The organism is Frigoribacterium sp. ACAM 257 (genome assembly GCF_007954365.1).
Taxonomy (GTDB): Bacteria; Actinomycetota; Actinomycetes; order Actinomycetales; family Microbacteriaceae; genus Frigoribacterium.
In genome coordinates, this window is record NZ_VOLO01000001.1 from 301,800 (window position 1) to 327,422 (window position 25,623).

A 25,623-nucleotide genomic window follows, 5' to 3' on the forward strand; every position below is an offset into this window, starting at 1 on the left:
GGGGGTGCCGGCCGTGGCCGTTGACTCGCCCGTCATCCTCGAGATGCGCTCCATCACCAAGGAGTTCCCCGGCGTCAAGGCGCTCGACGACGTGTCGATGCAGGTGCGCGCCGGTGAGGTGCACGCCATCTGCGGCGAGAACGGCGCCGGCAAGTCGACGCTGATGAAGGTGCTCTCGGGGGTCTACCCCTTCGGTACCTACGCCGGCGACATCGTCTACCAGGGCGACGTCCAGAAGTTCCGCGACATCAAGTCGAGCGAGTCCGCCGGGATCGTGATCATCCACCAGGAGCTCGCGCTCATCCCCGAGCTGTCCATCACGGAGAACATCTTCCTCGGCAACGAGCCCACCCGCTTCGGCGCCATCGACTGGCAGTCGGCCAAGACCCGCGCCGTCGACCTGCTCGCTCGCGTCGGCCTCAAGGACGACCCGGACACGGCCGTCAAGAACCTCGGCGTCGGCAAGCAGCAGCTCGTCGAGATCGCCAAGGCGCTGAACAAGAACGTGAAGCTGCTCATCCTGGACGAGCCCACCGCGGCCCTGAACGAGGCGGACTCGCAGCACCTGCTCGACCTCATCCGCGGCCTCAAGGGCCGGGGCATCTCGTCGATCATGATCAGCCACAAGCTCAACGAGATCGAGGCCATCGCCGACTCGATCACGATCATCCGCGACGGCAGGACGATCGAGACGCTCGACGTCAAGGCCGACGGCGTCAACGAGGACCGCATCATCCGCGGGATGGTCGGGCGCAACCTGGCCAGCCGGTTCCCCGACCGCACACCGTCGATCGGCGAGGTGTTCTTCGAGGTCAAGGACTGGTGGGTCCGCCACCCCCAGACCGCCGAGCGCTTCGTCTGCAAGGGCTCGTCGATCACGGTCCGCAAGGGCGAGATCGTCGGCCTCGCAGGCCTCATGGGCGCCGGCCGCACCGAGCTGGCGATGAGCATCTTCGGCCGCTCGTACGGACAGTTCGTCTCGGGCGAGATCGTTAAGGACGGCGAGCGGATCGAGATCAAGAACGTCCGCGACGCCATCGACAACGGCCTCGCCTACGTCTCGGAGGACAGGAAGGTGCTCGGCCTCAACCTGCTCGACGACATCAAGCGCTCGACCGTCGCGGCCAAGCTCTCGAAGATCTCGCGCGCCTCCGTCGTGAACACCTACGAGGAGCACTCGATCGCGGAGGAGTACCGCAAGAGCCTCCGGGTCAAGACGCCCACCGTCGACGAGGGAGTCGCGAAGCTCTCCGGCGGCAACCAGCAGAAGGTCGTGCTGGCGAAGTGGATGTTCACCGACCCCGACCTGCTCATCCTCGACGAGCCGACCCGCGGCATCGACGTGGGCGCCAAGTTCGAGATCTACAACATCATCAACCAGCTCGCGGCCCAGGGCAAAGGCGTGATCGTCATCTCGTCCGAGCTGCCCGAGCTGCTGGGGCTCTCCGACCGGATCTACACGATCTTCGAGGGCACCGTCACCAACGAGATCGACGCGGCGGACGCCGACGCCGAGACGCTCATGCGCACCATGACGTCGAAGAAGAAGGAGCAGGCCGCATGAGCGGAATCAAGGACCTGAAGAAGGTCTTCGGCGGCAACACGTCGAACGCCCGGCAGTTCGGCATGATCGCGACCCTCGTCGTGGCCATCGTCATCTTCCAGTTCCTCACGGGCGGGCTCACCCTCGAGCCGACGAACCTCATCGCCCTGGTGAGCCAGTACTCGTACATCCTGATCCTGGCCATCGGCATGGTTATGGTCATCGTCGCCGGCCACATCGACCTGTCGGTCGGCTCCGTCGCCGCGTTCGTCGGCATCATGGTCGCGACGTCGATGACGACCTGGAACTTCCCCTGGCCCGTCGCCATCGTGTTCGGCCTCGTCGTCGGCGCGGCCATCGGAGCCTGGCAGGGCTTCTGGGTCGCCTACGTCGGCGTCCCGGCCTTCATCGTCACGCTGGCGGGCATGTTGCTCTTCCGCGGTGCCAACCAGTTCGTCGGCAACGCCACGACGCTGCCCGTGCCCGAGGCCTACACCGTCATCGGCGCCGGATACCTGCCCGAGTTCGGGCCGAACACCGGCTACAACAACGCGACCCTGCTGCTCGGGCTCATCCTCGCCGCGGTCGTCGTGTGGCGTGAGTTCCGCCTCCGTCGTGTGCAGCGCACCATGGGCAGCGAGATGGCCCCGCTGTGGGTCAGCTTCGTCAAGCTCGCCGTGCTCGTCGCGATCATCCTCTACGCGGCCACGCTCTTCGGCGGCGGCCGGGTCGGCACCTCGTTCCCGGTGTCGGGCATCATCCTCGGCGTGCTCGTGCTGGTCTACGGGTTCATCACGCAGAACACGATCTTCGGACGCCACATCTACGCGGTCGGCGGCAACTCGCACGCCGCCGAGCTGTCCGGCGTCAACGCGAAGCGCATCAACTTCTTCGTGATGATGAACATGTCGGTGCTGGCCGCCCTCGCCGGCATGATCTACGTCGCTCGCGCCGGCGCCTCCGGTCCCCAGGACGGCCTGAACTGGGAGCTCGACGCCATCGCGTCGGTCTTCATCGGCGGCGCGGCCGTCGCCGGCGGCATCGGCACCGTGACCGGCTCGATCGTCGGCGGGTTCGTCATCGCCGTCCTGAACAACGGCCTCCAGCTGATGGGCGTCGGCTCCGACAAGGTCCAGATGATCAAGGGCCTCGTGCTCCTGATCGCCGTCGCCGTCGACGTCTACAACAAGAGCCAGGGCCGCCCCTCGATCACCGGTTTCCTGACTCGCGGCCTGCGTCGCGACAAGGACGGGATCGCCGCCCCGGCCGCCTCGGTCGAGACGACGACCGCCGGTCGCCAGTCCGGCTCCGGCGCGACGACCGACGCCCCCGCCGGCGCCGTGCACCCGAACGGCGACCTCACCGACGTGCAGCGACCCAAGTCGACCACGCCCAACTAGACCCGCACCTCGCGCGCCCGTCCACCGACGGCCGGGCGCGCCTCCTCCTGGGAGCACCTGCTCCCACCTGCAGTCCCCCCTACAAGAAAGTAGACACAGCATGCGCAAAATCGCGCTGGCGACCATGGCGGTCGCCGCAGCAACGACGCTGATCCTGAGCGGCTGCTCGAACTCGGCTCGCACCGACGCCGGCTCGGGCGACGCTGCCTCCGGCTTCGAGCAGGGCTCGACCATCGGCGTGGCGCTCCCCGCCAAGACCTCGGAGAACTGGGTGCTCGCGGGCGACCTCTTCACCGAGGGCATCACCGAGGCGGGCTTCGAGCCCGACGTGCAGTACGCGGCCGCCTCCGGCACCGTCGCGAACCAGCAGGAGCAGATCCAGTCGATGGTCACCAAGGGCGCGAAGGTGATCATCATCGGCGCGGCCGACGGTGCCCAGCTCGGCACCCAGGTGAAGGCCGCCCACGACGCGGGCGCCGTCGTCATCGCCTACGACCGCCTCATCCTCAACACCGAGGACGTCGACTACTACGTCGCCTACGACAACTTCAACGTCGGCGAGCTCCAGGGCCAGGCCCTGCTCGACGGCATGAAGGCCAAGAAGGCGGAGGGCCCGTACAACATCGAGCTCTTCTCCGGCTCGTCCGACGACGCCAACTCGGCCGTCTTCTTCGACGGCGCCATGAGCGTCCTGCAGCCCGCCATCGACGACGGCACCGTCGTCGTCGCCTCGGGCCAGACCGACATCAAGCAGACCGCGACCGACGGCTGGAAGGCCGAGAACGCCCAGCGCCGCATGGACTCGCTGCTGACCAGCACCTACGGCACCGCCGAGCTGGACGGCGTCCTGAGCCCCAACGACACGCTGGCCCGCGCCATCATCACGTCGGTGCAGGGCGCCGGCAAGGACGTCCCGGTCGTCACCGGCCAGGACTCCGAGGTCGAGTCGGTCAAGTCGATCATGGAGGGCGTGCAGTACTCCACGATCAACAAGGACACCCGTGCCCTGGTCGCCCAGGCCATCGACATGGTGACCTCGCTGTCCGAGGGCGACGCGGCCGAGACGAACGACGACGAGTCGTACGACAACGGCTCCAAGGTCGTCCCGGCCTACCTCCTGCCCCCGCAGATCGTCACCAAGGAGAACGCTGCCGAGGCGTACGCCAACGACCCCACCCTGGGCCCGCTGACGAAGTAGCACCACCGCACCACCGCACCACCACGAGAGCCGATCGCCCTGCACCGGGGCGGTCGGCTCTCGCCGTTGCCCCTCCTGCCTCCTGCCTCCTGCCTCCTGCCTCCCGCCTCCTTCGCCGCCGGCTCCACCTCCCTGTCCTCGAGGGCGGGTCATCGCGGCCGAGGGCGGGTCCGCCACGACCCGCCCTCGACGCATCCGACCCGCCCTCGAGTCGGGCCTAGGACCACGGGCGCCCGACCCGGACGCCGTGCGACTCGAGGCGGCGACACAGCGCACCGGGCCGCCACGCCTCGTCCCACCCCCAGCGGACCATGTCGTTGCCGAGCCCCCGGAGGTGGTTCTCACGCTCCTTCTCGGCGAGCACCGCCTCCAGCGCGAACGCCTCGCCCCGGAGCGAGTACTTGTCGTCGCCGTCCGCCTCACCGATGAGGCCGAGGCGTCGCCAGAAGAAGTCGACGTCGAAGCCGTGGCCGGAGGGCGACGGGAAGGGCTCTTGCCGATCGGGCCTCTCGAGATGCGACTCGAACATGCGGACCGCGCTGAGCGACTCCAGAGGCGACCGACTGGCCGGCGACGCGACGACCAGAGCAGCCCGCGCCCGCACGAGTCCGCGTGCTCGTCCGTGTCGGGCGAGCTCGACGGCCAGGGCCTCGGGGTCGACGAGACCGCGCGCGAGGGCCGCGTCGATGGCGGCCACGCTCGTGACCAGCGGCTCGGTCAGGGCCACGTCGACCAGCGTCCGGACGATCGGCGTGACGAGCAGGCCGTCCAGCTCGACCCCCTCGCAGTGCAACCGGCTCCTGTGGGCACGGATCGCCGCCTCAGATCGGCCGCCGTTCACGTCGAAGCGGAGCGAGTCGGCCTGCTCGACGAGGCGACCGACGAGCGGCAGCCCCCACAGGACCGCTGCCGACACGTGGCTGACGAGGACGTGACGCCGACGGCGCAGCACGACCTCGCGGACCCTGGTCCTCGCCTGTTCGTCGCGGCGCAGCCCGATCCACTCGGCCGAGTCGACGTAGCTGCCGAGCCGGAGCCTGGTGAGGGTGCCAGCCGCAGCGGCCTCGCGCAGCTGCGGTGCGTCGAAGCGGTGAGAACGGACGGGCGGGAGAGGGGGCCTGGTGAGAGTCGTGTCCATGGGTCGAGCCTCGACCGGACGGGCGGACCGGCGGGCGACGCCACCGTGAGCTGTGGGCACGTCGCGGCGTCCGCCTCCTCGTGGAGGAAGCACCCCACCAGCCGTGAGCGCGTGCCGAGGGCGGGTCGGATGCGTCGAGGGCGGGTCCGTCGCGACCCGCCCTCGACGCGTCTGACCCGCCCTCAACGGCGGAAGCGCACAGTACGGTGGGGCCGTGACGGCAGGGGACGAGGAGGCGGCGGCCGCGACCCGGCGCCCGGTCACGATCGAGCTGCTGCTCGCGTCGCCCCGCTCCCGTTACGTCGGTCGTCCCGCCGACGGCGCTGAGCCGCCGCCCGCCGTGCCCGAGCTGCACGAGAGCGTCGAGGTCCGCGCCGGCCTCGGCATCGTCGGCGACCGCTACTTCGCGAAGCCCGCGCACCGGGGCGCGTCGGTGACGCTGTTCGCGGCGGAGTCCCTCGAGGCGGTCGCACGCCTCCTCGGCCTCGACCACCCGCTCGACGTCGTCGCCGCCCGTCGCAACGTCGTCACGCGCGGGCTCGACGTCGACGCGCTGCGCGGGCACACGATCAGCCTCGACACCGGCGACGGCCCTGTGCTGCTGCGCGTGAACCGGCCCGCGAACCCGTGCGCCTGGATGGACCACGTGCTGGCGCCCGGTGCCTTCCGGGCGATGAGGGGGCTCGGCGGCATGCGCTGCGAGCCGCTCACGGACGGCGTCCTCAGGGTCGGCCCCGCACTGGTCGAGATAGGCCCGCAAGGCCCGCAAGGCCCGCGAGGCCCGAGCGCGGCCTAGGGGCGCGAGGAGGAGGCGGTCACTGCCACCAGGTCGGCATCATCGCCGTCATGGTGTCGAGCAGGGCCCTGCGGCTGGTGCGCTTGCCCCGCAGCCACGCCTCGATGGCCCCGACGAGTGCGTGGGCGAACCAGCCGGCGGCGATGTGCACCGAGAGCCCCTCGGGCAGCGAGCCCTCGGGCAGCCGCTCGATGTGCTGCAGGGACGAGGTCTCGAAGTGCCCCGCGAGCGCCTGGTGGATCGAGGCGTCGAGGGCGTCGGGGAGCGCGAGCCGGTACATGTCGCGGTAGCGGACGACGTGGTCGACGACGCGCTCGATGCCCCGCTGGGTGATCGCAGCGCCGTCGGCCTCGGTCGACGCCGCCCTGGCCGCCTGGTCGTCGAGACGGATCTGGTCGAGCTCGGGGGTGATGACGTCGGTCAGCAGGCCGCCCGGCGAGGTCGCGTGGCTGTAGAAGGTGGCGCGGTTGATGCCCGCGGCCCGCGTGACGTCGGCCACCGTGATGGTCGACACGGGCTGCTTCGACGCGAGCTCGACGATGGCGCCGTGCAGCGCCTTGGTCGTCTGGACGATGCGGGCGTCGACCATGGAGGCCTCCTGGATGTCGTGCCGGAGCCGCGGCGGGGAGCCTGGCTGAGCCGAGCCTAGTGGTGCTCGACAGGCGTCGGCCTCGGCGACGCCGTGTCGCGCAGCTCGACGTCCGGCGCGGGCGGCGGCCCTGTCGGACGGGGCGACCTGGCGGTAGCATCGACGACGATCGCACCTGTCGACCGCGCCCGTCGTCCCGTGTCGCGTCGCCCCTCCCCCCACCCATCCGCCCCTGCCCGCACGTCGTTCGGTCGAACCGATTCGAGTGCCCGGGGTCGACACCTCGTGAGGACCCCCTTGAGCATCGTCGTCCACCCCGGTGACGCCCTGACCCGTCGTCAGCGGCTCGTCTACGTGATCGTCCTGGGCGCCCTCACCGCGCTCGGCCCGCTCACGATCGACCTCTACCTGCCTGCCTTCCCGTCGCTCGAGGACGACCTGGGCGTCACCCCGGGCCTCGTGCAGCTCACCCTCACGGCGACGACCATCGGCTTCGGCGTCGGGCAGCTGCTGGTCGGGCCGTGGAGCGACAAGGTCGGTCGCCGCCTGCCCCTCATCGTGGCGACCGCCGTGCACATCGGTGCCAGCATCGGCGCGGCGGCCGCGCCCGACATCACCTGGCTCGCCGTCTTCCGCGTGCTCCAGGGGATGGGCGCGGCAGCCGGCGGCGTCGTCGCCATGGCCACCGTGCGCGACCTCTTCGGCGGCCTGCCGCTCGTCCGCATGCTGTCGCGCCTCGCGCTCGTCACGGGCCTCGCTCCCGTGCTCGCCCCGGTCGTCGGCTCGCAGCTGCTGCGGTTCACGGACTGGCGCGGCATCTTCTGGTTCCTCGTCGCCTACGGCGTGCTCATCCTCCTGGCGGCGATCTTCCTGATCGTCGAGACCCTGCCCGAGTCGGCCCGCCACGGTGCCGGGCACACGACCCTCCGTCAGCGCTACAGGGCGCTCTTCAGCGACCGGGTCTTCGTCGGCGTCGCCCTGATCGGCGCGATGGTGTTCTCGGGGCTGTTCACGTACCTGTCCGCGTCGTCGTTCCTGTTCCAGGACGTCTACGGTCTCGACGCCCAGCAGTACGGCTACCTCTTCGCGATCAACTCGCTCGGCATCGTCGTCGGCGTGCAGGTCAGCTCGCGGCTCGCGCGACGAGTGCCTCCGGCCTACATCCTCGCGGGCTCGACGACGGTGCTGATCGTCAGCGCAGGCCTGATCGTGCTGCTCGACTCGCTCCACGTGGGGCTGCTCGGGATCCTCGTGCCGCTCTGGTTCTTCATCGCGGCGTGCGGGTTCACGTTCCCGCAGGTACAGGTGCTGGGCCTCGCGAACCACGGTGCCGAGGCCGGCACGGCGGCGTCCTTGCTCGGGGCCCTCAACTTCGGCCTCGCCGGCATCATCTCGCCGGTCGTCGGGTTCCTCGGGATCGACACCGCGGTGCCGATGGGGAGCGTGATGATGGTCACCTCGGCGATCGCGATCCTCAGCCTGTGGCTGCTGGTGCGGCCGCGCAGCGTCCCGGCGCTCGCGCACTAGCCGGCCCCGAGGAGGCGCGGAGCAGACCCGAGGAGGCACGGGCCGTCCAGGGCGGGCCGCGCCGCACCTCCGTCGGTAGTGTCGGCGGATGGACCCGTCGCCCCTCGCCCCGAAGCCGCCCACCCCGAGGGAGGCCACCGTCGCCCGGCGCGTGCAGCGCCGGTGGTGGGTCTTCAGCGCCCTCGGCGCCATCGGCGTCGTGCTGCTGATCGGCGTCGTCGTGACCGCGAGGGCAGGGCGTCTCGGCATCGACGAACGGGTCATGAACGAGCTCGTCGAGCACCGGAGCGACTTCTGGATCGCCCCGGCCCTCGTCTTCGACACGGTCGGAGCGGGGCTGATCGGCGTCTTCGTCGTGCCGATCGGCGTCGCCGTCGTCTTCCTGCTGCGGCGGCGTCCGTGGGCGGCGCTCTACTGGATCTGCGCCTGCGCCCTGAGCGCCGGGATCGTGCAGGTCGTCAAGCACGCCTTCGGGCGCGCGCGGCCGACCGAGATCCTCGTGGTGAGCGACTACGGCTCGTTCCCCTCCGGCCACACGGCGAACGCGGCGACCCTCGCCGTCGTGCTCGGCGTCGTCCTCCGCCGGGTCTGGGTCTGGGCCGCCGGCGTCGCCTGGACCGTCCTGATGCTGCTCAGCCGCACCTACCTGGGGGCGCACTGGCTGACCGACACGATCGGCGGGCTGCTGATCGGCGCCGGCGTCGCGGTCGTCCTCTGGGCGCCGGTGGCGCACCGGCTGCTCGACGAGCAGGAGCGGGTCAGGGGCCGCGGCTGGGCGTGGCAGGCGCGTGACGGTGCGGGTGCCTAGGCTGACCCCATGACCGACCCCCTCGACCAGGCCAGAGCCGAGGCCGCCGCGGCGGTCGCCGTCGCCGAGCAGGCGAAGCGCGACGCGGAGGCCGCCCTGGCGCGGGCCGAGCAGCTCGCGGCCGAGGCCGAGGCGGCAGCGCAGGAGGCGGCCGAGGCCGAGGCGGCCGCGCCGGCTCCCGAGGCGGCAGCGCCTGCTCCCGGGGACGAGGCGCCCGGTCCCGTCGACGCGACCACCGCCTCCTCGGGTCCGCTCTCGCCGGCCGCAGTCGACGCGGTCCGCGCGGGCTACGCCACCGAGGGCCCCGCCCTCGAGATCGGCTCGCTCGTCAACGGCGACGCGCTCCCCGACGTCCCCGTCCGGATCCCGCTCGGCATGCTGAACCGGCACGGCCTGATCGCGGGAGCGACGGGCACCGGCAAGACGAAGACCCTGCAGGTGCTCGCCGAGCAGCTGTCGGCGGCTGGCGTGCCCGTCTTCGCGGCCGACGTCAAGGGCGACCTGTCGGGCCTCGCCGCCGCGGGCGAGCCGAGCGAGAAGCTGCTCGCGCGGACGCGCGGCATCGGCCAGGACTGGACGCCCCTCGCGGCCCCCGCCGAGTTCTACGCCCTCGGCGACGGCGGCCAGGGCATCCCGGTGCGGGCGACGGTCAGCGGCTTCGGGCCGATCCTCCTGAGCAAGGTGCTCGGCCTCAACGACACGCAGGAGTCCAGCCTCGGGCTCGTCTTCCACTACGCCGAGCAGGCGGGGCTGCCGCTGCTCGACCTGGCCGATCTCCGCAGCGTGCTCACGTACCTGACGAGCGACGACGGCAAGGCCGAGCTGGTCGAGCTCGGCGGCCTCAGCAAGGCGACCGTCGGTGTCGTGCTGCGCGAGCTGATCACCTTCGCCGACCAGGGCGCCGACCGCTTCTTCGGCGAGCCCGAGATCGACACGGCCGTGTTCCTCCGGAAGGCTGCGGACGGGCGCGGCATCGTCAGCCTGCTCGAGCTGCCCGGCGTGCACGACGAGCCGGCGCTGTTCTCGACCTTCCTGATGTGGCTGCTCGCCGACCTCTACAACGACCTGCCCGAGGTGGGCGACCTCGACCGCCCGAAGCTCGTCTTCTTCTTCGACGAGGCGCACCTGCTGTTCGCGGGTGCCTCGGACGCCTTCCTCGAGCAGGTGACGCGCACCGTGCGGCTGATCCGGTCGAAGGGCGTCGGCATCGTCTTCGTCACGCAGACCCCGAAGGACGTGCCCGGCGACGTCCTCGCGCAGCTCGGCTCGCGGATCCAGCACCAGCTGCGTGCCTTCACGCCCGACGACGCCAAGGCGCTCCGGGCCACGGTCTCGACCTACCCGACCAGCGACTACGACCTCGGCGCCGTGCTGACCACCCTGGGCACGGGGGAGGCGGTCGTCACCGTCATGAACGAGAAGGGCGCGCCGAGCCCGGTCGCCTGGACGCGGGTGCGGGCCCCTCAGGGGTCGATGTCGCCCCTGCCCCCCGACGAGATGACGGCCCGGGTCGCGGCGTCGCCGCTCTGGCCGGTGTACGGCACGCCGGTCGACCGGGACTCCGCCCGCGAGATGCTGGCCCGCAAGCTCGAGGCCGCGGCCCTGCGTCGTCGCGAGCTCGACGAGGCGACCGCGCGCGACGAGGCCCTCGTGCTCGAGGCGAAGGAGGCGGCGGCCAGGGAGAAGAGCGACGCCGCGGCCCTCAAGGCGGCGGAGAAGGAGCGGAAGGCCGCCCAGGCCGAGTACGAGCGCCAGCAGCGCGAGTTCGAGAAGGCCGAGCGGGCCGCCGCGACGACGAGGGCGCGTCGGGCGGGCGGCTCGACCCGCTCCTCCTCCTCGTCGTCCGGGCGTGGGCGCGCCGGCGGCGGCTCCGGCGGCGTTCTCGGGGACGTGCTCGGCTCGAGCGCCGGCAAGACGATCGTCCGCGAGGTGGTCAAGGGGATCTTCGGGACCCTGCGTCGGCGCTGAGGACGCCTGCCACCGCGCCGTGCAGGAGCGGTCGCCCGCGAGTCGGGGGCTCAGGCCGTGAACATCTCCCAGACGAGGGCCAGCACGCTCGTCGCGACGGCGAATGCGAGCACGACCAGACCGGTGCTGAGCCACCGGCGGCCCTCGTACCACGACCGGCTCTCGGGCCAGGTGCGGTAGAACTCGGCACCGGACATGGGGCGCGAGACGGTCGTGACGGCGCTGCCGAGCGCGTCGGTGACGGCCGTGATCGCCTCGTCCGGCCAGTAGCCGCCCCGCATCCGGAACAGCACCCGGCCGTCGTGGCCGAGGGCGATCAGCTGCGGCACGGTCTCGCTCGAGGCGCCACGGTAGGTGCGCGCGACGAGGAGGGTCGCCACGGCGTCGCGGGGGAGCCGGACGCTTCCCGGCAGCCACCCGCGCTTGAAGAACTCCGTGGAGCTGACGCCCGCGTACGAGACCCTGAAGCGCCAGTACATGAGCAGGCCGACGACGAGCGCGACGTCGGCGACCCAGAGGACGGCCGGCCAGCGGTCGGTCGGCCACGTCAGCCAGAGCAGGGCGGCGAGGACGGGCGCGAGGCTGAGGACTGCCGTGAGGACGGCGGTCCTGGCGATCGTGCGGCGGGGCACCGCGATCACCGCGAAGTCGTCGCGCGCGACGGATGTCACCATCTCGGTCTCTGCCCCCTCGGCCCTCGGCTGCCTCCCCCCTCAGAGAGGACCGCCGTCGTCACGACGGCCTGCCGTGGCCTCGATCATAAAGGAGGCGGCACCGGTGGCGGACCGCTCTGTCCGGTCCGTGAGCGGCGGCCCCGCATAGTCCCCGCGACGTCCCCGCGTCGTCCCCGCGCCGGCCCGCACGTGTCCGGCGATCTCGTCAGCGGTCGCGGAGCTTCTCGAGGTCGCGTCGTTCGCGTTTCGTCGGCCGGCCGGCACCCCGGTCGCGGACCGGGACGATCGCGGCTTCCTCGCGCGGCGGAGGAGGCGGCGTGAGGTCGGTCATCGCCTCGGCGGCGACGGAGGCGCCCACCCGCTTCACGAGGCACGTGCGGACCACGAGGATCCGGTCGAAGCCGGCGACGCGGACCCGCACCTCGTCGCCCGGCCGCACCGACTGCGACGCCTTGACGCGTTCCCCGTTCACCCGGACGTGTCCCGCGCGGCAGCCCGCCGTCGCCGCGGACCGCGTCTTGTAGACCCGTACGGCCCACAGCCAGCTGTCGACGCGGGCGGATGCGGGGGAGTCCATCCGACGATGCTACGTCGGCGCCGCCGACGGCCGCCCGCCGCGTGCCGCGGTCGTCAGGTCGCCGCTCGCGACGTCCGCAGGAGCCCGCGCCGTCCGCTACCATGGACGAGGTCGTGCGCCAGTGATGCTGTCGCCGCCCTGGAGGATTCGCCTAGTGGCCTATGGCGCACGCTTGGAAAGCGTGTTGGGTGCAAGCCCTCAGGGGTTCGAATCCCCTATCCTCCGCACGAGAAAGGCCCTCCCCCTTCGGGAGGGCCTTTCTCGTTCTCCCTCGGTTCGCCCTCCGGGCGACACGAGATGGCCCTCCCCTCCGGAGGGCCATAGCTAGTCCTCCACTGGTTCGCCCTTCGGGCGACACCGGAGAGGCCCTCCCCCTTCGAGAGGGCCTTTCTCGTTCGCCCTCCGGGCGACACGGTGCGACGGGCTCAGGAGGCGGCGGTCCCGTCGAGCATCAGAGTCATGTACCGCAGGTCCAGCCAGCGGCCGAACTTCACGCCGACCTCGCGGAGCAGCCCCGCGTCCTCGAACCCGAGCGACCTGTGCAGCCGCACCGAGCCCTCGTTGCCGGCCTCGACGAGGGCGACCATGACGTGGTGGCCGGCCTCCGTGGCCCCGGCGACCAGCGCCTCCAGCAGGCTGCGTCCGATGCCGGCTCCCTGGTGGCCCTCGCGCACGTAGACGCTGTTCTCGACGGTGTGGCGGTAGCCGTCCTTGGCGTGGAACGGGCCGAAGCTCGCATAGCCGACCACGAGGTCGCCCTCGACCGCGACGAGCGCGGCCGTGCCGGGGCGACGGTGGGCGTCGAGCCAGTCACGGCGTCCCTGCAGGTCGGGCACCGCGTCGGTCCAGATCGCGGTCGAGCGGGCGACGGCGTCGGCGTGGATCTCGAGGACCCCCGGCAGGTCGGACTCGGCGGCGGGACGGATGATCACCCGTCGATCCTACGAGGGGGACGACCCTGTGAACCGACGGAGGCGCCGGTCGGACCCGAGGACGCCCGCGTAGGTTCTGCTCATGACTGACGACACCTACACCGCGTCCTTCCTCGGCGACGACGGCCAGGAGGCCCGCACCGAGCAGCTCGAGTCGATCGGCGGCCAGCCGCAGAAGAGCCTCGTCCGCCCTGCCGCCGACGGCGGCGACGACGTCAACTGGGAGCTCGACGCCGACGCGTCCGCCGACGGCCGAGCCGTATACCGCTCCCTCGGCGTGGCGCAGCACGACTACTCCTGAGCTCGCTCGGTCCTGCGCGGTGACCACAGGGTGCAGCGGAGGGCCGTCGCGGGGGTAACATATCGCCACGGCGCACCCGCGCCCCTCAGCCAGACCGCGCACGACGGCGTGCGCACAGGAGGCGCTCGTGACCACACGACGTGACGGATCCCGCTCGGTGCTCCGCAAGAAGCCCGTGCAGCAGATCGAGGACGAGACCGGGGGCACAGGGCTCTTCAAGAGCCTCGGCCTGTGGCAGCTGACGGCCATCGGCGTCGGCGGCATCATCGGGGTCGGCATCTTCTCGCTGGCCGGGCTCGTCGCCCACGGCGACGACGCCAACCCGGGCGTCGGGCCGGCGGTGCTGTTCTCGTTCTTGATCGCGGGCCTCGCGAGCGCGGCGGCGGCACTCTCGTACGCCGAGTTCGCGGGCATGATCCCGCGGGCCGGCTCCGCCTACACCTACGGCTACGTCGCCCTCGGCGAGATCATCGGCTGGTTCATCGGCTGGGACCTGCTGCTCGAGTACGTGGCCATCGTGGCCGTCGTCGCGATCGGCATCTCGGGCTACTTCGACGCGTTCCTCTCGGGACTCGGGCTGCACCTCCCCGACGCGATCGCGTCGACGCCCGACGCGGGGCAGGGCGGCGTGGTCAACCTGCCCGCGATCGTCGTCTGCCTGGTCGTCACCTTCATCCTCAGCCGCGGCTCGAAGGCCTTCGGGCGGTTCGAGATCGTCGCCGTCGGCATCAAGGTGCTGCTGGTGCTGTTCATCATCGGCATCGGCCTGTTCCACCTGAGCGCGGAGAACTTCTCGCCGTTCGTGCCCAACGGCTTCGGACCCGTCTTCACCGGGGCCGCCACCGTCTTCTTCGCCGTCTTCGGCTACGACGCCATGAGCACCGCGGCGGAGGAGAGCGTCGACGGCAAGAAGCACATGCCGAAGGCGATCATCCTGTCGCTGATCATCGCGATGATCCTCTACGTCGCCGCCACGCTGGTGCTCACCGGCATGCAGGACTACCGCGAGATCGACCCGGCCGCCGGCTTCGCCTCGGCCTTCAGCAGCGTCGGCCTGCCGGTGGTGGCGACGATCATCTCGGTGTTCGCGGTCATCTCGATCCTCACCGTCATGCTGACCTTCCTGCTCGGCGTCACGCGCGTCTGGTTCTCGATGAGCCGCGACGGCCTTCTGCCCGGTTGGTTCGCACGGACCGACCGCAAGGGCGTCCCGCAGCGCGTCACGTGGATCGCGGGCATCGCCTCCGCGCTGCTCGCCGGGGTGTTCCCGATCCGCGCCGTCGCCGACCTGACGAACATCGGCATCCTCGCCGCGTTCGTCGTCGTCTGTGTCGCCGTCATCGTGTTCCGCTACCGCAAGCCCGACGAGCCGCGCACGTTCCGCCTCCCGTTCATGCCCTTCGTCCCGGCCTTCGGTGTGCTGGCGAGCGGGTTCCTCATCTCGCAGCTGCACTGGGAGACCTGGCTGCGCTTCGGCATCTGGCTGGTCGTCGGCCTCGTGCTCTACTTCGGCTACGGGCGGAGGCACTCGCTGCTGAACCCCGACAGCCCCCGCCTGCCGCGCTGACGCCGAGCAGCCCCTCCCCGGTGCCTCCGAGCCCGCCGGACGTAGGCTGGGCGACGTGTCCACCCGCATCTACATCACGTCCGCAGAAGGCCACACCGGCAAGTCGACGATCGCCCTCGGCGTCCTCGACACGCTGAGCCACGAGGTCGGCCGGGTGGGGGTGTTCCGCCCCGTGGCGCGCTCGACGCGCGAGCCCGACTACGTCCTCGAGCTGCTGCTCGCCCACGACAGCGTCGACCTCGACTACGAGGAGTGCGTCGGGGTCACCTACGACGACGTGCACCGTGACCCCGACGCCGCGCTCGCCGCCATCGTCAGCCGGTTCTCGGCCGTCGAGCGGCAGTGCGACGCGGTCGTCGTGATCGGCTCCGACTACACCGACGTCGGCAGCCCCACCGAGCTGTCGTTCAACGCCCGTGTCGCTGCCAACCTCGGCGCCCCCGTGCTGCTCGTCCTCGGCGGCCGCAGCGCCGCGGACGGCACGACCCCGCGCACCGGGGCGGACATGCGCCAGGTGGCCGAGGTCACGACGGCCGAGCTCCGCAACGAGCACGCCAGCCTGCTCGCCGTCGTGGCGAACCGGGTCGAGCCCGAGCACCTCGACGACGTCGTCCGGGGCATCGGCGAGGCGCTCGCCGCGAGCCCCTCGGGTGCCGTGCCCGTCTGGGCGCTGCCGGAGGACCGCCTCCTCGTGGCGCCCACCGTCCGCGCCGTGCTCGACGCGACCGGGGCGACCTTCGTCCGCGGCGACGAGGCCCTGCTCGACCGCGAGGTCGAGGGCGTCGTCGTGGCCGCCATGTCGATGGAGAACGTGCTGCCCCGCCTGATCGAGGGCGCCGTCGTGGTCGTGCCGGGGGACAGGTCGGACGTGCTGGTCGCGACGGTGCTCGCCCACGCGTCCGAGACGTTCCCCTCGCTCGCGGCCGTCGTGCTGAACGGCGGCTTCGCCCTGGCGCCCCAGGTCGACAGGCTCGTCGAGGGCCTCGGCAGCACGCTGCCGATCGCCCACAACGAGCTCGGCACCTACGACACCGCGCTCGCGATCACCCAGACCCGCGGGCGTCTCGCCGCCGACTCTCCCCGCAAGTACGACCTGGCGCTCTCGCTGTTCGAGACGCACGTCGACGGGGCCGAGCTGCTGCGCCTGCTCGAGGTCAGCCCCTCCGGAGTGGTGACGCCCCTCATGTTCGAGCACCAGCTGCTCGAACGGGCCCGCAGCGTGAAGAAGCACATCGTGCTGCCGGAGGGCGGAGACGACCGCATCCTCCGTGCGGCGTCGACGCTGCTGCAGCGCGGCGTGGCCGATCTCACGCTCCTCGGCGACGAGACCGTCATCCGGGCACGCGGTGCCGAGCTCGGCCTCGACCTGGCCGACGCCCGCGTGCTCGACCCCTTCGACGCCAGCCTGCAGGTGATGTTCGCCGCGGAGTACGCGAAGCTCAGGGCGCACAAGGGCATCTCCGCGAGCATGGCGATGGACACCGTCACGGACGTCTCGTACTTCGGCACGATGATGGTCAAGCTGGGGCTCGCCGACGGCATGGTCTCGGGGGCCGCGCACACGACGGCCCACACCATCCGTCCGGCCTTCGAGGTCATCAAGACGGTGCCGGGCGTGGGCGTCGTCTCGAGCGTGTTCCTGATGGCGCTGGCCGACCGCGTGCTCGTCTACGGCGACTGCGCCGTGATCCCCGACCCCACCGCCGAGCAGCTCGCCGACATCGCCATCTCGTCGGCCGAGACCGCGGTGCAGTTCGGCATCGAGCCCCGTGTGGCCATGCTCAGCTACAGCACCGGCGACAGCGGCTCGGGCGCGGACGTCGAGAAGGTCAGGGCGGCGACCGCCCTCGTGCGTGAGCGTCGTCCCGACCTGCTCGTCGAGGGCCCGATCCAGTACGACGCCGCCGCCGACCCCGTCGTGGCCGCCGCGAAGATGCCCGACTCCGACGTGGCGGGCCGCGCCACGGTGTTCATCTTCCCGGACCTGAACACGGGCAACAACACCTACAAGGCCGTCCAGCGGAGCGCCGGCGCGGTCGCGATCGGGCCCATCCTGCAGGGCCTCCGCAAGCCGATCAACGACCTCTCACGCGGCGCGCTCGTCGGCGACATCGTCAACACGGTGGCCATCACGGCGATCCAGGCAGGCACCGAGGCAGCCGGCACCCCGCGGGCCGCCGCACCCACCACCGAAGGGAACACCCCGTGAGCGCAGTCCTCGTCGTCAACTCCGGCTCGTCGTCGTTCAAGTACCAGCTGATCGAGCTGGACGACGAGACGACGCTCGCGTCGGGGCTCGTCGAGCGGATCGGGGAGGCGGTGGGCCAGACCCGGCACCGCAACCACCTGACCGGTGCCGAGAGCAGCAACGACTCGCAGTCGATCGCCGACCACGCGGCCGGCTTCGAGGCGATGATGGCGGCCTTCGCCGCGCAGGGCCCGTCGTTCGAGGAGCACCCGCCCACGGCCGTCGGCCACCGGGTCGTGCACGGGGGAGTCGACTTCGACCGGGCGACCCTCGTCACCGACGAGGTCGAGAAGGCGATCGACCGCCTGTCCGCGCTGGCCCCGCTGCACAACCCCGCCAACCTGCAGGGCATCAGGGCCGCGAAGGAGGCGTTCGCCGACGTGCCCCACGTGGCCGTGTTCGACACGGCGTTCCACCAGACGCTGGCTCCTGCCGCGTACACCTACGCCATCGACGCCGAGCTGGCCGAGAAGCACCACGTGCGCCGGTTCGGGTTCCACGGCACCTCCCACAAGTACGTGTCCGAGAAGACCGCCGAGTTCCTCGGGCGTCCGCTCGCCGAGCTCAAGATCATCGTCCTGCACCTCGGCAACGGCGCCTCCGCCGCGGCGATCGACGGCGGCCGGTCGATCGAGACGAGCATGGGGATGACCCCTCTCGAGGGCCTCGTCATGGGCACGCGGTCAGGAGACATCGACCCCGCCGCCGTCTTCCACCTGCACCGCGAGGCCGGCCTCGACTTCGACGAGCTCGAGACCCTGCTCAACAAGGGCAGCGGCCTGCTCGGCCTCACCGGCAGCGGCGACATGCGCGACGTGCAGGACAGCGCCTCCCGCGGCGACGCCGTCTCCGAGTGGGCGCTGGCCGTCTACCGCCACCGCATCCGGCACTACGTCGGCGCCTACGTCGCGCAGCTCGGCGGCCTCGACGCAGTGGTGTTCACGGCGGGCGTGGGCGAGAACAACGCGCTGCTCCGCCGCCGCACGCTGGCGGGGCTCGAGTTCCTCGGCATCCGCGTCGACGACGACCGCAACGAGCTGGCCTCGCGGGACGCCCGCCGCATCTCGCCCGAGGGCGCCCCCGTCGAGGTTCTCGTCGTCCCCACGAACGAGGAGCTCGAGATCGCCCGGCAGGCTGCGGCGCTCCGCTGACGACCGGCCCCCTCGACACGAGAGAGGCCCCGGAGGCGCACGTCGCGCCTCCGGGGCCTCTCTCGTCAGCAGCAGGGCACCGTGTGCCGGCCGCCCTGGCTCAGTACTTGATCGTGGCGAGCGCGTCCGACACGGGCGTCGCGCCCGAGACGAGCTCGAACTGCGTCTTGACCGCTGTGCCCTCGATGATCGCCGTGGCGATTACCTCGGCCACGTCGGCACGGGAGACCGTGCCGCGCTCGACGGTCTGGCCGACCGTGACCTGGCCGGTGCCGGGGTCGTCGGTGAGGCCGCCGGGGCGCACGACGGTCCAGTCGAGGCCGTCGCGGGCGCGCAGGTCAGCGTCGGCCTCGCTCTTCGCGCGCATGTACACCTGGTAGACGGCGTCGTCGTCCTCGGCGGGCAGCTGCGCCTTCTCCGGGTCGAAGTCATCGGTGCCGATGGCCGACACCATGACGTAGCGGGCGACGCCCGCCTTCTCCGCCGCGTCGGCGAGCAGGACCGCGCCGTCGCGGTCGATCGTGAGCTTGCGCTCTGCGCCGCTGCCGCCCCCGCCGCCGGCCGCGAAGACCACGGCGTCGGCACCGTCGAGGTGGCCTGCGAGGGTCTCGACGTCCGTCTGCTCCAGGTCGAGGACGAGCGCACGGGCACCCGCCGCCTCGAGGTCGGACGTGTGGTCGGGGTTGCGGACGATGCCCACCGGGTCGTGCCCGGCGTCGGCGAGTCGGCGTTCGAGGAGCTGGGCGATCTTGCCGTGTCCTCCGGCGATGACGATTCTCATGCACCCAGGGAACACCCCGTGTCGCGCAGACCACTCAGCACCCGCTAAACTTCTCTAGGCTCCTCACGTGGCGCCATCCAGGCCAACTCCCCCAGGGCGGAAACGCAGCAAGGGCAACCGGGCTCTGGCGGGTGCGTGAGGGGTCTCCACTTTTTAAGGGGCCGTGCTGCAGGTGGCTCCCAGCAGGCCGTAGTTCACCGTTCTCGTGGCCGAGACCGGCGACAGCCACGGCGCGGTGCCGGCCGTCCCCTGCACGCGGAAGGTCGCGGTGCTGACGCCGAGGATCTCCGCAGGGACCTGCCAGCGCTTGGTCGTGACCGTGTCGACCGGGAGCGTCACGCCGACCCTGTAGACGTTCCACGACGGCGGCTCGGCTCCGCCGTCCGGGAGAGGCGTCGGGACGTCCCACGTCAGCACGGGGGCCCCGAGCAGGCCGCCGCCGGTGCACCCGATCGTCGACGCGCCCACCAGCGTGCCCGTTCTCGCCGTGGCGGTCGCCGTCGCGCGGTCGGCGAAGGCCGCGAGGGTGGGCTCGGGGGGCGCGGCCGTCAGGGCGGCGGCGAGGGCGACCACGACGACGGTCGAGACGACGGCCGTGCCGGCAGTGCCGGAGGTGCGGTGCCGGCCGGCCGCGTGACGCGGCCCGTCCTCGGGGCGGGCGGGCGCCTCCTCGGCTCCGATCTCGTGCGGACGGGCAGGGGCAGGGGCGTGCTCGGTGGCGGCGAGGTCCTCCGCGCGGGGGCGGCGGAAGCCGATCATGGCGAGCATGCCGAAGAGGGTGCCGACGACGAACACCCAGCCTGGCGCGAGGGCCTGGTCGACCCACTCGCCGAGGCGCGGCGCCGACCAGAAGACGCGGTCCGCCTCCGCCACCACGACCGGCTCCGGATCGGTCACCGGGTTCGCGTCGCCCTTGAGGACGAGAGACCGGGAGGCGCCGCCTGCGTCGTCCGTCTCGACCACGCGGTGGGTGACGCGGACGCCGTCCGCTCGGGGCACGCTCACGACGTCGCCGACGGCGACCTCGGCTGCGGGGACGGTCCGTGCGAGCGCGAGCGCACCGGTGGGGATGTCCGGGGACATCGAGCCGGAGCGGAAGATCAGGGGAGTGACGCCCGCGAAGACGGCGAGGGCCGCGGCCGTCAGGCAGACCACGCCGGTGAGCGCCCCGGCCCACAGCACCACCTCGCGGGCGAAGAAGCGCGCCCTGGCGTTGCGGCGGGCGTGGTCGGCCGGCGGCCGGTCGTGCCGCGCGCGTCCGGGGGAGGACGCCATGGGTGGCTCCCCTCGTCGTGCGTCGGGCAGGTGGATCGTGAGGGGAACGGCGGAGTCGGGCACCCGACGCCGGACTCCGCCGTCCCCGTGTCCGGGCCGCGTCCGCCACGGAGGTGGCGGGGGCCTCGGGACGCCCGCCCTGGGAGGCGGGAGCTGGGAGGACTGGGTGCCGCTACTGCTGGGTCGCGGTCACCGTCATGGTCGCGGTCACGGTCTTGCCCTGCACGGTGTTGGTCGCGTCGGCGGGGACCTCGGCGCGGACGCAGAGGTACTCGACCTGGTTGACCGTGAGCGCCCTCGCGGCCGCCGTCGCCGGGCCCGCGCTGAGCTTCGTCGTGCTGGGCGTGACCACCGTGGCGGGGGTCGCGCTGAACGTGGTGGCGTTGCAGGTCGGCGGCGTACCGACGTTGTAGGTGCCCGTGCCGAGGCTCGCGACGCCGAAGTTCAGCACCGGGCCGAGGACGGCCGCGTCGGCGCCGCCGGCGACCGTCGTGTAGGCGTAGTTGAAGGGGAGCGTGCCGCCGTTCCGCACCGTGAGGAGCGCGTACGTCTGGTCGCCAGGCTTCGCCGCGGTCATCGTCAGGCCGGTGAGGGCCGTCGTGACGTCCTGGTCGTTCAGCTTGAGGTCGAGCGTGCCCGTGCTGAAGCTGCCGGTCGCGGTCACGGTGTCGGTGAACGCCGCGAGGGTCGCGACGGTCCCGAGCCCGAGCACGGTGCCGAGGGCGAGGACGGCCCTGACCTTGCCCGAGACGGAGAGGCGGTGGGCGCGCGAGGACGCCGTGGCTGCAGACATGCGGGTGTCTCCTGATCCTGATCCTGACCGGTCTGCCGCGAGGGTGGGTCGCGGCCGGTGCGTCCCCGCTGGTGAGGCGGATCGGCGCGAGCTGGTGAGGCTCGCCCGGTGGGTCGAAGATACCAAGGAGGCGCGGCTCGCGCCAGGGGGCGCACCCACCCCCGATGAGGGGCCGAGACCACCTCCCTCCCGGCGCGGACGTCGGTGGCCCCGACTACTCTTGTCCCGTGGTCACAGCCCTGTATCGCCGTTACCGGCCAGAGAACTTCGCCGAGCTGATCGGACAGTCGCAGGTGACGGATCCGCTCCGCACGGCGCTGCGCGCCGACCGCGTCAACCACGCCTACCTGTTCAGCGGCCCGAGGGGCTGCGGCAAGACGACGTCGGCCCGCATCCTGGCGCGCTGCCTCAACTGCGCCGAGGGCCCGACCGACACCCCGTGCGGCGTGTGCGACTCGTGCGTCGAGCTGGCGCGCGACGGCGGCGGCTCGCTCGACGTGATCGAGATCGACGCGGCGAGCCACAACGGCGTCGACGACGCTCGCGACATCCGCGACCGCGCCGTGTTCGCCCCGGCGCGTGACCGCTTCAAGATCTTCATCCTCGACGAGGCCCACATGGTCACGCCGCAGGGCTTCAACGCCCTCCTGAAGGTCGTGGAAGAACCGCCGGAGCACGTGAAGTTCATCTTCGCGACGACCGAGCCCGACAAGGTGATCGGCACGATCCGGTCCCGTACCCACCACTACCCGTTCCGGCTCGTGCCGCCCGCGCAGATGCTCGAGTACGTGCAGCAGCTCGCCGAGAGCGAGGGCGTCGCGGCGGCGCCCGGCGTCCTGCCGCTCGTAGTCCGTGCGGGCGGCGGCTCGGTGCGCGACACCTTGTCGCTGCTCGACCAGCTCATGGCCGGCAGCGAGAGCGGCGGCATCGAGTACGAGCGCGCCGTCGCCCTGCTCGGCTACACGCACGCCGCCCTGCTCGACGACGTCGTCGTCGCCCTGGGGCAGCGCGACGGCGCCGCCGCCTTCGCGGCCGTCGACCGCGTCGTCCAGACCGGCCAGGATCCTCGGCGCTTCGTGGAGGACCTGCTCGAGCGGCTCCGCGACCTCATCGTGGTCGGCGCGACCGTCGAGGGCGCCTCCGCCGTGCTGCGCGGCGTCACGCCCGAAGAGCTCGACCGGCTCGTCCAGCAGTCCCACTCCTTCGGCGCGGCCGAGCTGTCGCGCTCGGCCGACGTGGTCAACCGGGCCCTCACCGACATGACGGGCGCCACGTCGCCCCGTCTCCACCTCGAGCTGATGATCGCGCGCGTTCTCGTGCCCGAGGCAGACGAGACGACTCGGGGCGCTCTCGCCCGGGTGGAGCGGCTCGAGCGGCGCGTCGGAGTCGACGGTGCCGCCGGCGACGCTGCTCATCCCGCGCAGTCGGCCGTGGCCGCGCCGTCCGCATCGTCAGGGTCCTCGCGACCCTCGGGCCAGCGAACGGACCGCCCGTCGTCAGTCAGCGGCAGCGGGGCGGGAGCCCCTCAGCAGGCCTCGACCGCCGCGTCAGCGGTCGGGTCGTCCGACCCCGCTGCGGCCTCGGCGGCGTGGGGCGCCGTCGCTCCCGCAGCGACCGTGCCCGAGGCAGCGGCCGCGGCTGCGGCTGCGCCGACGGGGGCCGAGCCTGCGGCGGCGGCGGCGGCGAGCGAGCCCGCGGCCGCCGAGCCGACCGCGACCGAGCCGGCGACGCCCACGGCCGCGCACTCCGCCGCCTGGGCGCAGACTCCCGCGGTCGAGGGCGCCGTCCCGCCGTCCGGCGGCACGGCAGCTCCCGTCGGCACGGTCTCCCTGCAGCAGATGCGCGACGCCTGGCCCGAGATCGTCGAGGCGGTCGAGAAGGCGCGTCGCACCGCCTGGATGGTGGTCGTCACCGCCAGCGTGCAGGGCTACGCGGACGAGGTGCTCACCCTCGCGTTCCCCAGTGCGCACGACGTCGACGAGTTCAAGAAGCCCCAGGGCGCGGGCGAGGGCGTCAGCGAGTACCTCCGGCGCGCCATCCAGCAGGTGCTTGGCGTCCGGGTCAAGTACATCGCCCGTGTCGAGGGGCCCGCCGACGGGCCTGCCCCCGCAGCGGCCGCCGCCGTGGCTCCGACCGAGCCCGCACCGGCCCGCGAGGGCGAGCCCGCGCCGGTCGCTCCCGCTGACCAGCCGGCCCCGACCGCGGCGGCCCCCGAGCAGCGGACGGCGCCCGCGCCGGTGTCGGCCCCGTCCGAGGCCGCTCCGTCCGCGCCCGAGCCGCGCCCGGCGTCGGCACGGTCGACCGCGCCTGCGCAGGCCGAGGTGCGGCCGCCGGCCGGGCCCGTCACCGGGTGGGACGTGGCGACCATCCCGCAGACGCCCCCGCCCGAGCCCGACGAGCCCGAGTTCATCACGGAGGAGCCTGCAGGCGGCGTCCCCACGGTCGACGCAGCTCCGCCGCCTTCCGACGTGGCCCCGGCCGCGCCGTCGGCGCCGGCGGCGCGCGCCGCGGCAGCACCGCCTCAGGCGCAGGGACCGAGCGCGAGTCAGCGCCGCGCCGCCGCGGGCGACCCCCGTCGTGGCATCCCGGCCGGGTCGCGCTACGGCGAGGCCGTCGTCCGCGAGATCCTCGGCGCCCAGTTCATCGAAGAAGAGACGATCGCTCCCCGCGTCACGCCTCAGAGAAGCGAGTAGCCCGTGTACGAGGGAATCGTCCAGGAGCTGATCGACGAGTTCGGTCGCCTGCCGGGCATCGGGCCGAAGTCGGCGCAGCGCATCGCCTTCCACATCCTGCAGACCGAGACGTACGACACCACGAGGCTCTCCGAGCTGCTCGTCGACGTCCGCACCAAGGTGAGGTTCTGCGAGATCTGCGGCAACGTCACCGAGCAGGAGCGCTGCTCCATCTGCCGCGACCCGCGTCGCTCGCCGGCCACCATCTGCGTGGTCGAGGAGGCGAAGGACGTCCAGGCGATCGAGCGCACCCGCGAGTTCCGCGGGCTGTACCACGTGCTCGGCGGCGCCATCAGCCCGATCGACGGCGTCGGCCCTGACGACCTCCGGATCCGCCAGCTCGTCCAGCGTCTCGCCGACGACACCGTGCAGGAGGTCATCATCGCCACCGACCCCAACCTGGAGGGCGAGGCCACGGCGACGTATCTGTCGCGGATGCTCGCGCCGTTCGGGCTGCGCGTGACGCGGCTCGCGTCCGGTCTGCCGGTCGGCGGCGACCTCGAGTACGCCGACGAGGTCACCCTCGGTCGTGCGTTCGAGGGCCGACGGGTCGTCTCCGACTAGCGGAGCCGGCCCGCCTGTGGGCCGCGGTCCTGCGGGGCGTGGTCGTGCGGGTCGCTGTCCCGCGGGTCGCTGTCCTGCGGGTCGCTGTCCTGCGGGTCAGAGCCGCGCGCGGCGGGCCCGCACGCCGCTGTAGAGCCCGAATGCGATCAGCCCGACCGCGACGACCGACAGCACGACCACGCCGGCAGGCAGGCCGGCCAGGGCCCTGAGGGCCCCGTCCAGCCCGCTGGCCTCCTCGGGGTCGGCCGTGACCGCCGCCACCGCGAAGAGCACGCCGACGACCGCGATCGCGACGCCCTTCGCGACGTAGCCGACGACCCCGAGCGCGACGGTCACACGGCCGGCTGTCCCCGGGGGCACGACCAGGTCCTCGCGGAATCCCTGCCGGACGCCCTTCACGACGAAGTAGACTCCGATCGCGACGACGGCGAGTGCCAGCACCACGAGCAGCACGACCCCGCCGGGGGTCGCGATCAGGCGCGAGCTCAGGCTCTGGGTCTGGTCCGAGCTGTCCGACGACCCGCCGCGAGCAAACGTGAACGCCGTGAGGCCGACGGCGAGGTAGGCCACGCCCTTGCCGCCCTCCTTCGCCCGGCCGGCCCACGCCTCCTTGTCGGAGCCCCGCACCAGGGCGGCCTCCAGGAGCTGGAAGAGGCCGAGGGCCCAGAGCCCGACGACCACGACCCACAGGACGGCAGCGCCGCCGGGGCGCGAGGCGAGCTGCCCCAGTGCGCCGCCCTGGTCGGCCTCGCCGCCGCCGCCCGTCGCGATGCCGAGCGCGATCCCGCCGATGAGCACGTGCAGCAGCCCGTTCATCGCGAACCCGACGCGGGCCAGGGCGCGGAGGGCGCGGCTGTCCTGGAGGCGGCTGGCGGATCCGCGGGCGTCCGCGACGGCGTCGGTCATGCATCCACGCTAGAGGTCGGAGCCGCGGTCGGTCCGGTCGTGGCCGGCACCGGGGGGAGAGTCGTCCGCAGGCGCGTCGCGACCGGTCGTCACACGGGCCGGGCACCTCCTAGAATCGTCGGACGCAGGCGCCCCAGACCGACCGCGCCCGCCTC

The 25,623-nt window shown here is 72.4% G+C and carries 22 protein-coding genes, 1 tRNA gene and 1 other RNA gene; 15 read left to right on the forward strand and 9 right to left on the reverse strand.

Translation table 11 applies throughout. The annotated features are described in order from the left end of the window. The first annotated feature begins 43 nt into the window (after window positions 1-43). The 3 genes from mmsA (at window position 44) to ES689_RS01460 (ending at window position 4,141) form a co-directional block, all read left to right on the forward strand. Window positions 44-1,564, forward strand: a complete 1,521-nt coding sequence (mmsA, locus tag ES689_RS01450) for a multiple monosaccharide ABC transporter ATP-binding protein (protein WP_146901662.1) — start codon at window positions 44-46, stop codon at window positions 1,562-1,564. Then, on the forward strand, window positions 1,561-2,943 hold the full coding sequence (gene mmsB / locus ES689_RS01455) for a multiple monosaccharide ABC transporter permease (protein ID WP_146899224.1): 1,383 nt from the start codon (window positions 1,561-1,563) through the stop codon (window positions 2,941-2,943). Before mmsA ends, mmsB begins: the two co-directional genes overlap by 4 nt. A 100-nt stretch (window positions 2,944-3,043) precedes the next feature. Further along, the gene (locus ES689_RS01460) at window positions 3,044-4,141 is read left to right on the forward strand and encodes a sugar-binding protein (RefSeq protein ID WP_146899227.1); all 1,098 of its coding nucleotides are present in this window, start codon (window positions 3,044-3,046) and stop codon (window positions 4,139-4,141) included. A gap of 217 nt (window positions 4,142-4,358) precedes the next feature. Here ES689_RS01460 and ES689_RS01465 read toward each other — a convergent pair whose 3' ends face one another. After that, complete coding sequence (locus ES689_RS01465) at window positions 4,359-5,279, reverse strand: hypothetical protein (protein ID WP_146899230.1); 921 nt, start codon at window positions 5,277-5,279, stop codon at window positions 4,359-4,361. 214 nt (window positions 5,280-5,493) lie between these two features. Between ES689_RS01465 and ES689_RS01470 the strand changes: the two genes are divergently transcribed. Continuing rightward, complete coding sequence (locus ES689_RS01470; RefSeq protein ID WP_223269325.1) at window positions 5,494-6,075, forward strand: MOSC domain-containing protein; 582 nt, start codon at window positions 5,494-5,496, stop codon at window positions 6,073-6,075. 19 nt (window positions 6,076-6,094) lie between these two features. On the opposite strand, the gene ES689_RS01475 is transcribed toward ES689_RS01470, so the two are convergent. Next, window positions 6,095-6,664 (reverse strand): TetR/AcrR family transcriptional regulator, encoded by a 570-nt coding sequence (locus ES689_RS01475; protein WP_146899233.1) that lies wholly within the window; start codon window positions 6,662-6,664, stop codon window positions 6,095-6,097. Window positions 6,665-6,961: 297 nt separating this feature from the next. On the opposite strand from ES689_RS01475, the gene ES689_RS01480 reads away from it, so the two are divergent. From ES689_RS01480 to ES689_RS01490, 3 genes are all read left to right on the forward strand, one after another. Then, window positions 6,962-8,191 carry a multidrug effflux MFS transporter gene (locus ES689_RS01480; RefSeq protein WP_146899236.1) on the forward strand — a complete coding sequence of 410 codons (1,230 nt, stop codon included), beginning with the start codon at window positions 6,962-6,964 and terminating at the stop codon, window positions 8,189-8,191. A gap of 88 nt (window positions 8,192-8,279) precedes the next feature. Further along, entirely contained in the window at window positions 8,280-8,999 is a 720-nt protein-coding gene (locus ES689_RS01485; RefSeq protein ID WP_146899238.1) for a phosphatase PAP2 family protein, read from the forward strand. 9 nt (window positions 9,000-9,008) lie between these two features. Beyond that, window positions 9,009-10,967, forward strand: a complete 1,959-nt coding sequence (locus tag ES689_RS01490; protein WP_146899241.1) for a helicase HerA-like domain-containing protein — start codon at window positions 9,009-9,011, stop codon at window positions 10,965-10,967. Between the two features lie 50 nt (window positions 10,968-11,017). Here the strand turns inward: ES689_RS01490 and ES689_RS01495 are convergent, their stop codons facing one another. Both ES689_RS01495 and ES689_RS01500 read right to left on the reverse strand, forming a co-directional pair. After that, a complete protein-coding gene (locus ES689_RS01495; RefSeq protein ID WP_146899244.1) occupies window positions 11,018-11,641 on the reverse strand; it encodes a hypothetical protein in 624 nt (207 codons plus the stop codon). A 205-nt stretch (window positions 11,642-11,846) separates the two neighbouring features. Further along, a complete protein-coding gene (locus ES689_RS01500) occupies window positions 11,847-12,218 on the reverse strand; it encodes an RNA-binding S4 domain-containing protein (RefSeq protein WP_146899246.1) in 372 nt (123 codons plus the stop codon). A 140-nt stretch (window positions 12,219-12,358) separates the two neighbouring features. Here ES689_RS01500 and ES689_RS01505 point away from each other — a divergent pair. Beyond that, window positions 12,359-12,443, forward strand: a tRNA-Ser gene (locus ES689_RS01505). 200 nt (window positions 12,444-12,643) lie between these two features. Here ES689_RS01505 and ES689_RS01510 read toward each other — a convergent pair. Further along, a complete protein-coding gene (locus ES689_RS01510) occupies window positions 12,644-13,150 on the reverse strand; it encodes a GNAT family N-acetyltransferase (RefSeq protein ID WP_146899249.1) in 507 nt (168 codons plus the stop codon). A gap of 82 nt (window positions 13,151-13,232) precedes the next feature. On the opposite strand from ES689_RS01510, the gene ES689_RS01515 reads away from it, so the two are divergent. The 4 genes from ES689_RS01515 (at window position 13,233) to ES689_RS01530 (ending at window position 18,417) form a co-directional block, all read left to right on the forward strand. Continuing rightward, window positions 13,233-13,451, forward strand: coding sequence for a hypothetical protein (locus ES689_RS01515; protein ID WP_146899252.1), 219 nt, complete (start codon window positions 13,233-13,235; stop codon window positions 13,449-13,451). Window positions 13,452-13,578: 127 nt separating this feature from the next. Then, window positions 13,579-15,018 (forward strand): amino acid permease, encoded by a 1,440-nt coding sequence (locus tag ES689_RS01520; RefSeq protein ID WP_123546666.1) that lies wholly within the window; start codon window positions 13,579-13,581, stop codon window positions 15,016-15,018. 55 nt (window positions 15,019-15,073) lie between these two features. Next, on the forward strand, window positions 15,074-17,227 hold the full coding sequence (gene pta / locus ES689_RS01525; RefSeq protein ID WP_146899255.1) for a phosphate acetyltransferase: 2,154 nt from the start codon (window positions 15,074-15,076) through the stop codon (window positions 17,225-17,227). Next, a complete protein-coding gene (locus ES689_RS01530) occupies window positions 17,224-18,417 on the forward strand; it encodes an acetate/propionate family kinase (protein WP_146899258.1) in 1,194 nt (397 codons plus the stop codon). Before pta ends, ES689_RS01530 begins: the two co-directional genes overlap by 4 nt. Before the next feature lie 100 nt (window positions 18,418-18,517). On the opposite strand, the gene ES689_RS01535 is transcribed toward ES689_RS01530, so the two are convergent. Beyond that, on the reverse strand, window positions 18,518-19,198 hold the full coding sequence (locus tag ES689_RS01535) for an SDR family oxidoreductase (RefSeq protein WP_146899261.1): 681 nt from the start codon (window positions 19,196-19,198) through the stop codon (window positions 18,518-18,520). Between the two features lie 54 nt (window positions 19,199-19,252). Here ES689_RS01535 and ffs point away from each other — a divergent pair. After that, window positions 19,253-19,349: signal recognition particle sRNA small type (gene ffs / locus ES689_RS01540), an RNA gene on the forward strand. Between the two features lie 2 nt (window positions 19,350-19,351). Here ffs and ES689_RS15770 read toward each other — a convergent pair. Both ES689_RS15770 and ES689_RS01550 read right to left on the reverse strand, forming a co-directional pair. After that, window positions 19,352-20,473 (reverse strand): signal peptidase I, encoded by a 1,122-nt coding sequence (locus tag ES689_RS15770; protein ID WP_223269326.1) that lies wholly within the window; start codon window positions 20,471-20,473, stop codon window positions 19,352-19,354. Between the two features lie 172 nt (window positions 20,474-20,645). Further along, window positions 20,646-21,266 carry a TasA family protein gene (locus ES689_RS01550; RefSeq protein WP_146899264.1) on the reverse strand — a complete coding sequence of 207 codons (621 nt, stop codon included), beginning with the start codon at window positions 21,264-21,266 and terminating at the stop codon, window positions 20,646-20,648. 227 nt (window positions 21,267-21,493) lie between these two features. Between ES689_RS01550 and ES689_RS01555 the strand changes: the two genes are divergently transcribed. Both ES689_RS01555 and recR read left to right on the forward strand, forming a co-directional pair. Beyond that, window positions 21,494-23,959: a DNA polymerase III subunit gamma and tau gene (locus tag ES689_RS01555; RefSeq protein WP_223269327.1), complete on the forward strand. Its 2,466-nt coding sequence runs from the start codon at window positions 21,494-21,496 to the stop codon at window positions 23,957-23,959. Window positions 23,960-23,962: 3 nt separating this feature from the next. Further along, entirely contained in the window at window positions 23,963-24,562 is a 600-nt protein-coding gene (gene recR, locus ES689_RS01560; RefSeq protein ID WP_146899270.1) for a recombination mediator RecR, read from the forward strand. Between the two features lie 96 nt (window positions 24,563-24,658). On the opposite strand, the gene ES689_RS01565 is transcribed toward recR, so the two are convergent. Continuing rightward, complete coding sequence (locus ES689_RS01565) at window positions 24,659-25,468, reverse strand: DUF1206 domain-containing protein (protein WP_146899273.1); 810 nt, start codon at window positions 25,466-25,468, stop codon at window positions 24,659-24,661. Window positions 25,469-25,623 lie beyond the last annotated feature (155 nt).